The organism is Halalkalibacter kiskunsagensis (assembly GCF_037027555.1).
Classification (GTDB): Bacteria; Bacillota; Bacilli; order Bacillales; family Bacillaceae_D; genus Halalkalibacter; species Halalkalibacter kiskunsagensis.
This window is the reverse complement of sequence record NZ_JAXBLX010000002.1, coordinates 39,256-54,433: the sequence shown is the minus strand read 5'-3', so window position 1 is coordinate 54,433 and position 15,178 is coordinate 39,256. Positions and strand designations below refer to the sequence as shown.

Sequence of the window (15,178 nt, the reverse complement as noted above, 5' to 3'; positions counted from 1 at the left end):
AGGAGAAACTTTGAAGCCTGGAAAATTTGATTATTATTGCCCTACTAATGTCGATGAAGCTTTGGATTTATTAGATGAATCTGGGTTTGATGGGAAAATTATTGCCGGAGGCCAAAGCTTGGTGCCGATTATGAATATGAGACTGTCTGCACCTGAATGCTTAATCGATATCAATCGACTAGATGATTTAGATTTTATTGAGGTTGATCAAGGAGTTCTCAAAGTAGGAGCACTTACGAGACAAAGCAGGGTGGAGACCTCAGACATGATTCAAACCTATAGCGGATTGCTAAGTGAGGCAATCCCATATATAGGTCATGTGCAAACACGAAATCGAGGAACATTTGGAGGAAGCTTAGTGCACGCAGATCCTACTGCAGAAATTCCGCTTTCGTTAATGGCCTTGGGCGGGACAGCGATTATTTCGTCAAAAGAAGAAAAGAGAGAAGTAAACGTCGAAGATTTCTTCGTCACCTACTTAACAACAGATGTGATGCCGACTGAATTAATGACAGAAATTCATATTCCCATTTGGTCTGGGCGTGTCGGTTCTTCATTTAAGGAAATCTCTCGTCGCCATGGAGATTTTGCCTTAGTAGCATCAGCCTGTCAAGTAACGGTTGATCATCAAAATAGGATCGAGAACATTCGACTTGCGTTAGGTGGTGTCGAAGCCATCCCTCTTCTTCTTGAAGAGATCAGTGATGTCATGAAGGGAGAACGTTTATCTGACTCTTTATTTTCGAAAGTGGAGGAGGTTGTCGAAGCGACCGTTGATCCAGAATCTGATTTACATGCTTCAGCGGAGTATCGGAGACATCAAGCGAAAGTGTTAGCAAAACAAACAATTGTGGGTGCTTACAACCGAGCAAAGGAGGTGATCGTGTGAGTGTCCATGAGATGAAACTTTCCATTAATGGAAAAGTGTATGAGGAAGTGGTGGAATCAAGACTGTTGCTGAGTGATTTCCTTCGTGAAAATTGTGGATTAACTGGCACGCATGTAGGATGTGAGCATGGTGTGTGCGGAGCCTGTACTGTAATTGTTAATGGAGCTGCAGTCAGAAGCTGTTTAATATTTGCAGTCCAAGTCGATCATCATGAAATTACGACAGTTGAAGGACTATCTGAAAATGGTCAATTAAGTCCTCTTCAACAAAATTTCAAACAATGTCACGGCCTCCAATGTGGATTTTGCACACCGGGAATTCTTCTTTCAACGAAAGATTATTTGGATAAAACACCAAATCCATCAATGGATGATGTAAAAGAAATGTTATCAGGTCACCTTTGTCGCTGTACTGGTTACGATGGAATTCTAAAAGCCATTGAAAAAACAGTGAATGAAAAACGTGATAATCAAGTACTAGAGAGGAGTTGATTCAATGAATCTTTCGGTAATGTTTGACTTTATTGTCGATCGCTACACAAATCGAACGGCCATTGTAGAAGGAGACAGAAGATATACGTACAGTCAGTTTAAGCAAGAAATTGTCAAGGTTGCATCATCCTTACAAAGGATGGGGGTTGAGCAACATGACCGAGTGATCGTTTTATTGAAAAACAGAGTTGAAAACGCTGTCATGTATTGGGCATTGCAAAAATTAGGGGCTGTTTATACACCAATTAACTATAGACTATCTACGAAAGAGGTCGAATACTGTGTAAATGATGCTGCCTCAAAAGCTGTTATCTTTGAAAGTGTCGCGCAATCTGCTGTCTTACATGCAACGTTTCAGGAGCGACCAATCCTGATTGGGTTTGGTGATGTGGAAGGAGCTGATATTGATTACTATGAATTAGTTGAAAGAAGTCCTGGGAGCTACAATGAGCCACTCATCTCAGATGATGATATTGCCGTCATGCTCTACACCTCGGGCACGACCGGCAAACCGAAAGGAGTCCCAAGAAGCCATAAAAATGAATACGCAGCTGCGATGGCGCACATTATTCAAAATCACTATCAAGATGGCGAAAGTACACTAGGAACGATGCCGCTCTACCACACGATGGGAATGAGATCATTGTTATCAATCGCCTTTTTAAATGGCAAATTTGCGGCATTGCCAGACTTCGATGCAAAAGAAGCTCTTGAAATTCTCAGTAACGAAGAAATCACCTGTGTATATTTTGTTCCAACTCTCTACCACGATATCATCTATCATCAAGATTTTTCTAAATATAAACTAGCAAAACTAAAGAAACTTGGTTACGCCGGTGCTTCGATGACAACATCGCTAACAGAGAAATGCATTGAGCAATTCAATCCGGAAGTATTTGTTAATCACTATGGCAGTACAGAAATTTATACATTTACGATTTGTTCAAATGTATTAGCTAAGCCTGGCTGCGCTGGCAAAGCTGGTTTTCATCAAAATATTCGTCTCGTAGAGGCAAAAGCAGACGGTTCGTCTCTTCCTGATGATGTAGTTCAAAAAGGTGAGATAGGGGAAATCATCGCGAATCTTGATTCGATCGAAGCCTTTAAGGGCTATTGGAACAGACCAGATGCTACGGCTAAGGCCATTCGAGAAGGTTGGTATTTCACCGGTGATCTTGGAGTGCTTGATGATGACGGAGAACTTTATGTCGTTGGCAGAGTAGATGACATGATCATTTCCGGAGGAGAGAACATTCATCCGCTTGAAGTGGAAGATGTTTTATCAAAGCATGAAAAAGTTTCGGAGATTGCGATTGTAGGAGAAGATGATGAAAAATGGGGACAGATGGTCTCGGCTTTTATCGTACCGAAAGATCCTTCCATAACCGTTCAAGAGTTAGATGACTTTTGTAAAAACAATCCGAAACTATCGAATTTTAAAAGACCGAGAAATTATGTATTTGTGAAACAAATCCCGAAAAGTCCAGTAGGAAAGGTTCTTCGTCGTAAATTGAGAACAGGTGAATACGAGCTTTATCAAGATGAAAACAAAAAAATTGTAGGGTAAATAGAAAGGGGTATTCCACATGAATACAACGTCCAAGTATGATCATATCCGCATTGAAAAAAATAAAGAAAAGCAAACAGCTACGATTGTTTTTGATCGCCCAGAAAAAATGAATTACATCAGCATGCTAGCTAGAAAACAAATCTCTCAAATCTTTGATGAGTTAAATGAAGATCAGGATGTTCGTGTCATTATCTTAAAAGGAGAGGGAACACAAGCCTTCTGTGCTGGTGGAAGCATTCCTGAATTTATGGAAACATCTCAAGAAGCGTTATCACATCTTGCTGTCAACGTTGCTGCACCAGAACGTTCTCCAAAACCAGTCATTGCTCAACTTCAAGGATATTCGTTTGGAGTCGGTTTTGAACTAGCGATGGCGTGTGATTTTAGAATTGCAGCAGATGACACACTTTTAGGATTACCTGAAATGAACTTAGGCATGATTCCTGGTAGTGGAGGGACACAACGTGTAGCAAGAGCTGTTGGATTAACACGAGCCAAAGACATGATCATGCGAGCACGACGGATCCCTGCTAATGAAGCGTATCAATGGGGGTTACTAACGAAAGTTGTTGCAAAAGATGAATTAGAACAAGAAATAGATTCTCTTGTGAAAGAGCTAGTGAAATTCTCACCTTTAGCGCAAAAGGTTTGCAAAGAGGTATTAAATGCCGCTGAAGAGACACCTTTAAGTGCAGGGTTACAAATTGAAGGAAAAGCATATGGCCTTTTACGAACAACCGAAGATTTTAAAGAAGGTGTCGATGCATTTGTCGAGAAAAGAAAGCCTAATTTCATCGGTGAATAATTGAGGTGATGGTGACGAAAAAGGGTCTGCCCCCGACTAGTTAGCATAACATCCTATCGTCTAGGGGTCAGACCCTGTTGTTTTGAGTCCGCTGTATAGATGTGCAACCGTTCATTTTTAAAGGAGGGTTTTGAGAATGAGTGATAAAAAAGGAAGTACGCATTCGGATCTGTCTAGTAATTTAAACATTAATACGTTTAGTGCGGGGACATTAGCTGCGATCTTTGGATGTACGGGGCCAGCTCTGATTGTAATTGGTGGAGCAGCTAGTGGTGGATTAACGCACGAACAAGCGATTTCTTGGTTATTTGCGATCTATTTCTTTGGTGGCTTACTAGGCTTATTCTTATCACTACGTTATCGCCAACCGATTGCAGGTGCTTACTCGATACCAGGAGCTGTATTAGTTGCAGGAGCCTTGACACAATTTTCCCTCCAGGAGGCGGCCGGTGCTTACCTTATTGCGGGTATTATTGTATTGATTTTAGGGGTAACAGGATTAATAGGAAAAATTATGTACTGGATTCCGGTCCCAATTGTGATGGGCATGATTGTCGGAGCGATGATTCGCTTTGGTACTGGAATGATTACTTCTTTAGAAGCAGCTCCAATTATTGCAGGTTCTGCTATACTCGTTTACTTACTCTCTTCTAAATATTTGAAGCAAATTCCACCTATTCTTTCAGCTTTTGCCGTGTCGGCTATCTTAGCGGCTTTCTTAAATCAATTCCAAATGGGAGAAATGCAAAGTGGATTAATCATTCCGCAACTCGTCATCCCGACGTTTAGTGTTGATGCAATTGTTTCGATCGCGATTCCGCTTGCTTTGTTAGTAATTGGAGCTGAGAATGCTCAGGCATCAGGTGTTCTTATGGCACAAGGGTATAAACCACCGATTAATAAAATGACTACATGGAGTGGGATTGGAGGAATCGTTACGTCATTATTCGGTGGACATAATGCGAACGTAGCGGGACCTATGACTGCGATTTGTGCTTCTGATGAGGCAGGAGAGAAAAAAGAAGGGCGTTATGCTGCTGTTGTTGTAAATGGAGTTTTATTTGCTATATTCGGCTTGTTAGCTGGAGTGGTTGTCCCATTTGTAACGGCGATGCCAGGAGTTTTAGTTAGTACGGTTGCAGGTCTAGCCATGATTGGTGTGTTGGTAAGTTCACTGCAAGCTGCTTTTTCTGAACGGAAATTTCAGATTGGAACGTTCTTCGCATTAGTCATTGCTATGTCAGGAGTTAGTTTCTTTAATATTAGTGCTCCATTTTGGGCTATTATTGGAGGGGTGCTCGTCTCTTTTATCATTGAACGAAATCACTTTCCTACGAAAGAAGAAAATAGGGAGATGGACAATCTAAAAAATGAAAGCGCTTAAATAGAGGTGGGGCCTTGCCTATTTATAGGGTGAGGCTTTCTTTTTTCTTAAATATTTTGTGTGAGTCCTTTTGGGAGGTTCTTTTATTGATAGAAATGGAGGAGGTGGTGTACGAATAAAAGAAAGTAATGTTAATACTAGTATTTTAGTAAATAATACAGAGTTTATCAACTTTCGCAGGCCAAATTAGGCAGGTAAGCCCTGATGTAACTTGGTAAACCTGCAATCCATTGTGATAGTTGATTTTTAAGTAATTGTTGTGTTTGTTTGTTCGTCTTTTTCAAGACATCTTGAAGAAGCTCGATTAATTGCTGTAATGCTACAGCCCAGGGTGCTTATAAAGCTCTTGCTGAAGGCGGAACAAAAATTGTATTTATGGATCAGCCGGCAGCGGGAATGAAACCAGGCAAAGATTATGTATCAGTTGTTTCAGCAGATAGTTTTGGACTTGGGATGAATATTGCTGATGAACTGGCAAATGCAATTGGGCGCGAAGGTGAAGTAGCCGCAATGTATTATGCACCAGACTTTTATGTAACAAATCAACGCTACCAAGGGTTTGTTGCTCGGCTGGAGGCAAAGTACCCTAATATTAAACTAGTTACAGTACAATATGTATGAGTAAAATGTTTGTGGGAGAAGAGAAAAAACCCCCTCATCCAAGTAATGGAAATTTCCGTTACTTGGATGAGGAGGTCAGCAAGCGAAAGCGCGGTAGGATTTGAGCAAAATAGATGAAAAAAGGGTCTCTCCTTGGTAGAATCATAGTCGCTGAAAACCCGATTCAAAGGAGAAACTCTATGCAAAAGAATACCACACACTGAACTGCACCCAAATTGTTAGAGAAAACTAACAATTAGAGGTGCAGTTTTTATTGTGAGAAAAATTCCTTTAGAAACAATAATCGCCGCTGAAGGGGGAGAATCCATTAGAGATGTTGCTCAGAAGTATAATGTCAGTTTGGTAAAAGTAGCTAAAATTGCACGTAGAAGTAAGAAATCAAGGCTTTATACTTAATTTTTCGTTGGGAAAAATACAACAGAGTTTTATCAAATTTCTCAGTACCAAAAAATGAGGAGTTTCTAGAAAAATTATAAAAAAAACTTCAATTGAAGGTGAAAATACGGAGCTCAAAAGGTTTCATGGCCTATTTCGAGCTAGGGGGTACGGTCTATTAGGTATGTCTAAACAATCTAAATTAGCCGACTATAGCAGTAAATATTAAAAGAATTGCCGCGATAGTCTCCTAAGAAAAAGGAGAATACCGCTAAGGTATTCCCTTTTTAGAGTTAGATTCTCTAAAAATTCATTGGTTCTTAAGTTTTGGACCTCAAATTTTTGTGCTTAATTGAAATTGGAGAACTTTAAACGGTACTTTTTCACCAGTCTCGAACCGTCCCGTTGCTTCCCGTCCTCCTACATCCTCAATACCCTAACGTATTTATATAATTAGAAACGTTTTCTTTTGTGATGAGCGGAGCATCTAGCTGAATAAATTCAGGTATCGCTTCTCCTGCCAAAACTTTTGCTGCTGCAATAATTCCCATTGGCATAGCGATAGGGTAAGCAACGGTTGCATCGATAGTGCCTGCTTCAATTGCAGTCAGAGCGGATGCTTGACCATCTACGCTTACTACTGCGATTTCGCCTTTTCTTCCGGCAGCCCTGATAGCTAGTGTTGCCCCCATAGTCATGACGTCGGCATGAGAAACAAGAGCATCAATTTCTCCTTTTGGAAAGCGTTCAAGAAGCTCTTCCATCATATGAAAAGCTTTAATTTCATCGAAATCAGCATTTACACTTTCTATTACTTTAATGTCAGGATAACCGATAAACGCTTCTAAAATCCCTTCATGTCTGTCAATCGTTGTAGTGGAAGCCTCTGTCCCTTTCATCTCAATAACATTACCTTTTCCTTCTAATAAACTTACTACGTGTTGTCCAGCCTTTCTGCCCACCTCAACATCTTCTGCTTTGATGAGACTTACCACTTCCACTGGTGTCCATCTATCAATGGTGATGACCGGAATTCCTGCTTCCTTAGCATGTATAAGGGCTTCGTTTACTGAATTTTTTTCAACAAGGTCAATGACAATCACATCTACGTTTTGAGAAATGAAATCATTGATAATAGCGGATTGAAGAGCGGGATCACTATTTCCGTTCCCAGTAATAAGTTCCATCCCTGGGAAATATTTATTAGCTGCTTCTTGTCCCATTCTTTCTGTTCCTAACCCATATGGAAATTTGCCGGAAGCAATAAGCCCTACTTTTCCTTTAATGGAATCAAATGAAGTTTGTACCGTTAAAGCTTCCTGACATTCATCTCCACAAAATAATCCATAATCTATAGGAATGTCTGAGCCTAAATTAGAATCGATATGGTCCGTATCTGTACCGCTGTTTATTTTTTTATTCTCACAGCCTGTTACCATTAGAAACATGACTGCACTGCCCGTTAATACAAATATTTTAAGCCATTTCATTGGTTTTTCCCTCCATTTTACTTTTTAAAAAGATATAAATGACAGAAGTTAGGGAAACTTGGAATATTTTTGTAATCGGTTACAATTACATGTTATTTATGATATTTTTTGAATTCAGAAGGTGACCTATTCCATTTTTGTTTAAATAAACGACTAAAATACTTAGTATCTTGATAGCCTAATAAAGAGGAAATTTCTGTGACTTTTAATTCTGTCTCTTGTAACATCTCTTTCGCTTTTTTTAAGCGAAGGTCGGTAATATAATCCAAAACCGTTTGGCCTGTCTGTTTCTTGAAATATTGACAAAAGTAAGTGGGATTCATATAAACCATCTCAGAAATTTCTTTAATGGTTATTTTTTCTCTATAATTTTCTTGAATCCATAACTTCGCTTTTACGATAGGATCATACGTATGGTTTTCTTGATAGGCAATATGCTTATAATGAACTTGAAGTACGAGTTGTTTTAGTAAATGTTTAAACCGAAACAAATTTGATTCCGTTTTAAGTGAATCGACCATCTCGTCCAAGTCAGTCATAAAAACGCTAGGTTCGAGATTTTCCATGCACACGCGATACATGTGAACGATAATGTATTGAATCGTGTACTCAATTTCTAAAGGAGATTGAAACTTTGTGACATATTTAAATAATGAATGTAATTCATTTTCAAATTCTGTCGTATTACTACTACCTATCATATTGATAAGCTTGTTTAATAGTTCTTTGACCTCAACTGTAATAGTAGATTTTTCTTTACCCGTTTCCATTTCATTTGATCCGAGAGAGGGGAAAACCTTGTTGCCGCCAACAAGCATTTTCATACGGATTGTAGATTGGAGCTGTTTTTTCATTTCGGATAGGACTGAAATGTCTTCAAAAGGATAACTTTGAGCAATGGAAAAACGAAATCGCGTATATAATTGAATACTTGACTTTAGATCATTGCTAAACTCTCTGCCTCTTTCGTAAAACTCATCCTCTTCTAGCTTTGGATTAAAAAGAAGTATCCAAAAGTGAAAACCGCTCTCTCGCCACCACCAGCCCCTATTTTCCTGATTCGTATTAGAAAAGTTTGTTGTGAACTCATCTACTATGTTTTCAACTGCATAGGTCATAGTCTGCCAGTCTTTAGGAGTATATTCTTTCGTTTTAGCAGGGAACTCATCAGTGCTTACGTATAGAAGTTGATAGATGCCATCTGGAAAATCTTTCACCCAGTACATCATAGCAATGTCTTCGGGCTTTGAAGACATTGCATCACGTAATAACTGGGTTTGTTTCGTTGTTGAGAGTTTATTTGCTTGTTTCACTAAATCATTCCATTGAAAGTTTCTTTTTCTTTGTTCATGAATGTTCTCTTTCACTTTATTAAGCAGTTCTGCAAATTCAATTCGATCGATTGGTTTTAAAATATAGTCGGAAACACCTTCACGAATAGCTGTCTGCAGAAATTGAAAATCATCATATCCGCTAACAATGATGGATGAATATTTAGTGTTGGGATTTAATTTATTAATTTCTTTGATCAGTGTCAATCCATCCATTTCAGGCATTTTCACATCAGTAATTAACAATTCTATTTGTGTTGGGTTTTGTTTTAAAAACTCTATCACTTCAATTCCGTCAGAAAAAGTTCCAATAATATCCCATTGATCGCCATCTTTTTTAAGCAGCCGTTCAACCCCTCTGCGAATTCGTATCTCGTCATCGACAATGATGGTCTTGATTTTATTCACTGTATCTCCTCCTCTTTTCTTTCGTATTTTTTAACGCTTTCAATTCCGTCTATAACTGGAATCCGCATCTCTACTACCGTTTCGCCTTTGGTTGGACTGTGAACTGTAAGACCGTACTCTTCACCAAATATCATAATAATCCTTGCATGGACGTTTATTAAACCAAAACCAGAGTCTCTCCTTGCTATTGGGTCAGATTTTAGTAGTTTATTAATCTTGTCCAGTGACTCTTGATCAATGCCTGTTCCATCATCTTCAACACGAATGATAATATCTTTTGTACCTGGCCGTATTCCTTCTGCGGTGAATATAGTAATCCCTAAAGTTAAAGTTCCTCTACGGGTCTCCAATCCGTGCTTGATACTATTTTCGATAACTGGCTGTAAAATGAATTTTGGTGAATAGTGCTGTATTAAATCAATATCTGAGTCAATCTTGAAATTCAATCTTTCTTCAAATCGAAACTTTTGGATCGTTAAGTAATTGCGAATGTGCTCAACTTCTTTATTAAATTGAACAATGCGATCTTTATTACTTAAAGAGAAGCGGAGCATTTTTCCAAGTAAAGAAACCATTTGCACAACAGTATCATCGTCATCTTCTTCAATTGCCATCGTGATGGTTTCAAGGGTATTGTACATAAAGTGCGGATTGATTTGAGATTGTAATGCATACAACTCAGCTTGTTTTTGCCTAAGCTCAATATGATAGTTTTGTTGAATCAGGTCTCTAATTCTAGAAATCATAGAGTTGAAACTTATTGTCAGCATTCCGACTTCATCTTTGGAGTTGACTTTCAAGACGGATTGAAAATTCTCTTTTTCAACATTTTTCATTAAATGAATCAGCTTATAGATAGGACGACTTACACTCCAAGCTGTGAAAATAGAAATGACAACTGTAGCAGAACAGATAATCACAAAGAAGATAAGGGTTATATTCTTAATTAAATCCGCTTTCTCTGTTAAATGCTTAAAGGGAATGCTATGAATAAGAATCCAGTTCATTTGCTCTGACTCACTTACACTAACTAGCATTCTTTCATTATTCTTAACGGTTCGGAAGCTGCCATTATGAATTGGGTAATCATCCATATTCACACTAGTGCCGATCAAATGTTTATCGGGATGATAAATAATTCTTCCTTCCTTGTTTATAACCGAAATTTCAGATTCATTTCGATGTTTGATTTCGGTTAATACATTTTCAATAAAGGATAAGTGGAGCGCAATCGACATGCTGCCGATGTTTCTTCGGTTTTCATAATCGTAGATATCTTTGACTAGAAGAAAGAATGGCGGCTTCCCTTTAAAACGGAGGTTTGTCTCATGTTGTAAGATGATATCTTCCGAACTTGTTAGTTTGGTAGGGATTTGGCCTGTATAAGAAACATTTGTACTTGAAAACAATCGATCTTTTGAAGAGACAAAAACACCTAAAATTGGACTTTTATCAGAAAGGTACGTTTCTGATAAATAACTGTTTACAGTAAAAATATCATTATGACGTTCAGACTGAGAGCTATAATGATTTTTTCTAAGTATTGATAAAACACGGGTTGAGTTATAAAGAAGCTCCGGCAGACTCTCAAATTCTGTCATTTGTTTATCAATATTTCGGTTTGCTTGGTCTAACATCTTTGGAATATATTCCCCCAATTGTTCCTCGATCGATTTCGTATATTGATAATATGAGATGTAAACTAAAATCGTCATTGGTACTACCGTCAATAAGACATAAGTAATGATAAGTTTCGTCCGTAGTTGGTAGTTTCGTGGTCTCCACCATTGATTAAACTTCGTATTAGAAGTCATATTGGTCGATATTTTCCTTTGTAAATACGATAGGTTCTCCCATAATCACAACGTTGTCCAATACCCTTATGTTTCCTACGTTAGGGACGTATTGCTGATCGAGGGGGGAATCTCCATCAAGCCAATTTTTAGCTAGACTTACAGTCAAGTAGCCTAACTTTTGAGGGCTCCAAAGAGTGATATTTTGCGCAACCTCATTTTCTAAGTAGCTTCGCATTGTATTTGGCAAAGCAGTTCCCAAAACATATATGTCATGAGTATCAACTTCCATTACCGCTTCCGCAGCTGCAGGAGGTGCAACCGGACTGACCCCGACAATTGCCGATAAATTCGGATAATGTTTAATAAGTTTTTTCGATTCATGATAGGCGTTCTCGTAGTTGTCGTCCGATTGAACTATTTGGACTAAATTCATATTAGGATAATACTTCTTCTGTCGTATCTTCATTGCTTTAATCCATTCATTTGTATTAGGCGAACTTATTGAGCTAGTTATGATAGCGAAATCCCCTTTCTCATTTAAAGTCGAAGCAAGGCTGTCCATTAGGTGAAATCCTAACGTTTGTGAATCTACCATATTTACAAAAAAATCTCTTCCGGTGGGGTCCGTATCTGAATCCCATGTTAGAACCTTTATATTTTTTTTACGGGCCTTATTTAAGACCGGTAGCAGTTTGAAAGGATCAGAGGCAGAAATGGCAATGGCGTCTACTTTTTGACTAATTAAGTTTTCAACAATCTTCTCTTGTTCTTCAAAACTGGTAGTAGAAGCTCCGGTAAAGATTAGATTTATCCCCAAATCTCGTGCTGCTTCTTTGGCACCTTCAAAAACAGCATTATAGTATGGAGTGCCGCTTATCTTCGGGACAAGAGCAATGGTATACATGTCTTCCCGAGCTTCTTCCTTCTTTATTTTTTCCCTTTGTTGTTCTTTAACGGCATTGACGTAAATGACTTCACCTGAAGATTGGTTAAAATTGCAAGCGGTTACAAAAAATAGAATGAAAATTAGCGGGATTTTTTTTCTCAAATAAATCACTCCTTTATTTAGTTCATAAGACCCTTTCCTGTTTAGTTCTAAAGAAATGGTTTATCCTTACTGGCCTGTTTTAATATATATCATTGTTTCATCTAAATGTCGACAAAAAAAACAAGTAGAGTGCTTAATTGTCTAAAAAATCAGTCATATCAGAATATTAACCCCCCTAACGAAAGATTGTCCACTTATCTGAATGATTAAGGTGAGATATAGTAAATTTACAGCAACACCAATACTAAAACTAAAATTTTTGAAAGGAGAGAAGAAAAATAGACAACGCCAAAATGGGAGAACTTCTTACAGAAACAAAGAAACAATCCCAATCTAGTAAGTGGAGAAATGTCGAAAATTATTGTTGGATTAAATCTATTCGTTGATAGGACAAAATTCCCGCGTACACTGAACAAAAATGAGAAAGGAGTGTGGGCTGCAGATGGCAAGTAAGAACGATGATGTCCTTATTTCGTTGACAGGAATCAATAAGGGATTTCCTGGTGTTCGAGCTCTTGACAATATGTCATTAGAAGTGAGGAAAGGGGAAGTGCTGGCACTGGTAGGAGAAAATGGTGCAGGCAAGTCAACATTAATCAAGATTTTATCAGGTCTTTATCAGAAGGACAGCGGTGAAATACGGGTTCGGGGAGAGAAAGTAGAAATACAAGATACCAAGCATGCTCAGGCATTAGGGATCAGTACTATTTTTCAAGAACCTTCTCTTGCTCAGCATTTAACGGCGGTAGAAAATGTCTACCTTGGACGAGAGGTTGTTAAATCGTTCCTTGGCGGTGCCGTAAAACTTTTGGACGAGAAGACAATGTATCAAGAAACGGAGAAGCTTTATCGAAATTTCTTTTCTACTGTTGAGGATCTGAATCGGCCTGTTTCAGAACTGGGCGCGCTGAAAAACCGCGTAATCGAAATTGCGAAAGCGCTTTCGGTGAATGCTTCAGTTGTCATTATGGATGAGCCGACAGCGTCTCTAGCTGAAGAAGAACGAGATGTACTGTTTGACTTTATTCATACTTTGAAAGAGCAAGGAGTTTCGATTATCTACGTATCTCATCATCTACATGAACTATTCTTGTTTACCGATCGTTTTCATGTCATGCGTGACGGGAAACACATTAAAACTGTGAATGCTGATGAAACAAGTGTCGATCACCTTGTCTCATTGATGGTTGGGCGGGAGATAACCAATTTTGTCGAAAAGCAGACAGTACCAATTGGTGAAGAAATTCTCCGAGTTTCGAATTTAAGTCGACCTGGAATTTTGAAAGACATCAACTTTCATGTCCGAGAAGGTGAAATTGTTGGAATTGCTGGACTTGCTGGTTCAGGTCGAACGGAAACGGTCCGGGCTGTGATGGGGGCAGATCCAATTAGGTCAGGATCCGTATCTGTTAGTGGGAAACAATTTCGGATTCGGTCACCGCGCGATGCAATCCGGGCTGGTATTGGGCTTTTGCCTGAGAACCGAAAATTACATGGGGCATTAACAGGAATGTCGGTAAGTAAAAATATCACGATTACTTCTATTAATAAAGTTGTAGCAATGAAATTTGTAATAAATAAGAAGAAGGAAGTACAAATAGCTAAGGATTATATTAAGCGTTTAGGTATTAAGACTCCTTCTGAAAAACAAAAAGTCAAGTTTTTAAGCGGAGGAAATCAACAGAAAGTCATCTTAGCTAAGTGGTTGTATACAAAACCAAAAGTGCTAATTTTTGATGAACCGACACAAGGTATCGATGTTGGGGCTAAAGTTGAAGTCTATAACTTGATGTCAGAATTTGTAGCTAATGGAGGAGGAATCCTCATGGTTTCTTCAGATCTGCTCGAACTAAAGGGGCTTGCTGACCGGATCTATGTCATGCATCAAGGGGAATTTGCCCATGAGTTTTCACGTGAAGAAGCTACAGAGGAGAATATTACGTTTTACGCTTCGGGAGGTCATAAAGCATGATAAATTCTAAAGTAGAAACGAATTCTAAAGTGGAAACGAATTTGAAAAAAAATTTACTAATGCTTTTTTCACGTGATGGAGTTGGAGTGCTGGTACTCCTAATCGCATTGTTTCTTTTTCTTTCAATAGCGTCACCCGTTTTCTTAACGGTCAACAACATAGCAAACTTATTTGTGCAATCCGTGTTTATCATGCTTATTGCCTTAGGTGTTATGTTTGTACTTGCAACTGGAGGTATTGACTTATCAGTAGGATCCATCCTTGGTCTTTCTGGAGGGATTACCGGTTGGATGATGATGAGCGGTTCCGGCATGGGGATTGCGATTTTAGCCGGACTTTTGACTGGATTAATAATAGGGGTAGTAAATGGAGTCATTATTACGAAATTAAAAGTATCAGCTTTTCTAGTTACGTTCGCGATGCTTTATATAGCACGAGGCTTGTTAATGCTTCTCACAAAGGAAGATCCGATTAGGGGATTTGCAACACCTGAATTTGCATTTCTTGCACAAGGATCAGTGCTGGGAATTCCTACGGTTGTATTGATCACATTTATCATTTTTGTGATAGCTTACTTTGTTTATAATTCAACAAGCTTTGGGCGGTACGTTTCTGTTTTGGGTACTAATGAAGAAGCGGCGCGTCTATCTGGGGTTTCCACTGATAAACTCAAAATATCAGTATATGCTGTATCAGGATTATTGGCTGCAACTGCAGGCATTCTTCTCACATCGCGTCTTACATCCGTCCAGCCGCTTATGGGAAATGGGTATGAATTGGAAGCGATTGCTGCAGCAGTTATTGGTGGGACTAGTATGTTTGGAGGAAAGGCTAGTGTAGTTGGTGTAGCAATTGGTGCCCTGATCCTAGCTCTTGTACTAAATGGTCTCGATCTTCTAGCAGTTAACCAATTTTATCGTTTAATTATAACGGGTGTAATCATCATTATTGCGGTCGGTATTGAACGTTATATGGCAAGAAAAAGTTAAATGGTAAAC

Annotated in this window: 12 protein-coding genes and 2 pseudogenes; 9 read left to right on the top strand and 5 right to left on the bottom strand. The window is 38.7% G+C overall.

The genetic code is table 11. The annotated features are described in order from the left end of the window. The first annotated feature begins 10 nt into the window (after window positions 1-10). The 5 genes from SLH51_RS01455 (at window position 11) to SLH51_RS01435 (ending at window position 5,139) form a co-directional block, all read left to right on the top strand. Window positions 11-889 carry an FAD binding domain-containing protein gene (locus SLH51_RS01455; RefSeq protein ID WP_335958549.1) on the top strand — a complete coding sequence of 293 codons (879 nt, stop codon included), beginning with the start codon at window positions 11-13 and terminating at the stop codon, window positions 887-889. Then, complete coding sequence (locus SLH51_RS01450; RefSeq protein WP_335958548.1) at window positions 886-1,380, top strand: (2Fe-2S)-binding protein; 495 nt, start codon at window positions 886-888, stop codon at window positions 1,378-1,380. The genes SLH51_RS01455 and SLH51_RS01450 overlap by 4 nt, the downstream gene beginning before the upstream one ends. A gap of 4 nt (window positions 1,381-1,384) precedes the next feature. Continuing rightward, window positions 1,385-2,947, top strand: coding sequence for an AMP-binding protein (locus SLH51_RS01445; protein ID WP_335958546.1), 1,563 nt, complete (start codon window positions 1,385-1,387; stop codon window positions 2,945-2,947). A 19-nt stretch (window positions 2,948-2,966) separates the two neighbouring features. Continuing rightward, on the top strand, window positions 2,967-3,755 hold the full coding sequence (locus tag SLH51_RS01440; RefSeq protein ID WP_335958544.1) for an enoyl-CoA hydratase/isomerase family protein: 789 nt from the start codon (window positions 2,967-2,969) through the stop codon (window positions 3,753-3,755). A 136-nt stretch (window positions 3,756-3,891) separates the two neighbouring features. Then, on the top strand, window positions 3,892-5,139 hold the full coding sequence (locus tag SLH51_RS01435) for a benzoate/H(+) symporter BenE family transporter (RefSeq protein ID WP_335958542.1): 1,248 nt from the start codon (window positions 3,892-3,894) through the stop codon (window positions 5,137-5,139). 167 nt (window positions 5,140-5,306) lie between these two features. Here SLH51_RS01435 and SLH51_RS24390 read toward each other — a convergent pair. Further along, window positions 5,307-5,468, bottom strand: a pseudogene (locus SLH51_RS24390) (IS4 family transposase); the annotation flags it as partial. 46 nt (window positions 5,469-5,514) lie between these two features. Between SLH51_RS24390 and SLH51_RS01430 the strand changes: the two are divergent. Together SLH51_RS01430 and SLH51_RS01425 are read left to right on the top strand one after the other, a co-directional pair. Continuing rightward, on the top strand, window positions 5,515-5,760 hold the full coding sequence (locus SLH51_RS01430) for a substrate-binding domain-containing protein (protein ID WP_335958540.1): 246 nt from the start codon (window positions 5,515-5,517) through the stop codon (window positions 5,758-5,760). 402 nt (window positions 5,761-6,162) lie between these two features. Then, a pseudogene (locus tag SLH51_RS01425) lies at window positions 6,163-6,386 on the top strand (IS5/IS1182 family transposase); the annotation flags it as partial. A 177-nt stretch (window positions 6,387-6,563) separates the two neighbouring features. Here the strand turns inward: SLH51_RS01425 and SLH51_RS01420 are convergent. The 4 genes from SLH51_RS01420 to SLH51_RS01405 form a co-directional block, all read right to left on the bottom strand. Next, window positions 6,564-7,625 (bottom strand): substrate-binding domain-containing protein, encoded by a 1,062-nt coding sequence (locus SLH51_RS01420; RefSeq protein ID WP_335958538.1) that lies wholly within the window; start codon window positions 7,623-7,625, stop codon window positions 6,564-6,566. Window positions 7,626-7,717: 92 nt separating this feature from the next. After that, window positions 7,718-9,364: a response regulator transcription factor gene (locus tag SLH51_RS01415; RefSeq protein ID WP_335958537.1), complete on the bottom strand. Its 1,647-nt coding sequence runs from the start codon at window positions 9,362-9,364 to the stop codon at window positions 7,718-7,720. Next, window positions 9,361-11,178: a cache domain-containing sensor histidine kinase gene (locus SLH51_RS01410; RefSeq protein ID WP_335958535.1), complete on the bottom strand. Its 1,818-nt coding sequence runs from the start codon at window positions 11,176-11,178 to the stop codon at window positions 9,361-9,363. Before SLH51_RS01410 ends, SLH51_RS01415 begins: the two co-directional genes overlap by 4 nt. Then, window positions 11,168-12,208 (bottom strand): autoinducer 2 ABC transporter substrate-binding protein, encoded by a 1,041-nt coding sequence (locus tag SLH51_RS01405; RefSeq protein ID WP_335958533.1) that lies wholly within the window; start codon window positions 12,206-12,208, stop codon window positions 11,168-11,170. Before SLH51_RS01405 ends, SLH51_RS01410 begins: the two co-directional genes overlap by 11 nt. 442 nt (window positions 12,209-12,650) lie before the next feature. On the opposite strand from SLH51_RS01405, the gene SLH51_RS01400 reads away from it, so the two are divergent. Together SLH51_RS01400 and SLH51_RS01395 are read left to right on the top strand one after the other, a co-directional pair. Then, window positions 12,651-14,180, top strand: coding sequence for a sugar ABC transporter ATP-binding protein (locus tag SLH51_RS01400; RefSeq protein WP_335958532.1), 1,530 nt, complete (start codon window positions 12,651-12,653; stop codon window positions 14,178-14,180). Further along, complete coding sequence (locus SLH51_RS01395; RefSeq protein WP_335958531.1) at window positions 14,177-15,169, top strand: ABC transporter permease; 993 nt, start codon at window positions 14,177-14,179, stop codon at window positions 15,167-15,169. Before SLH51_RS01400 ends, SLH51_RS01395 begins: the two co-directional genes overlap by 4 nt. Window positions 15,170-15,178: the final 9 nt, after the last annotated feature.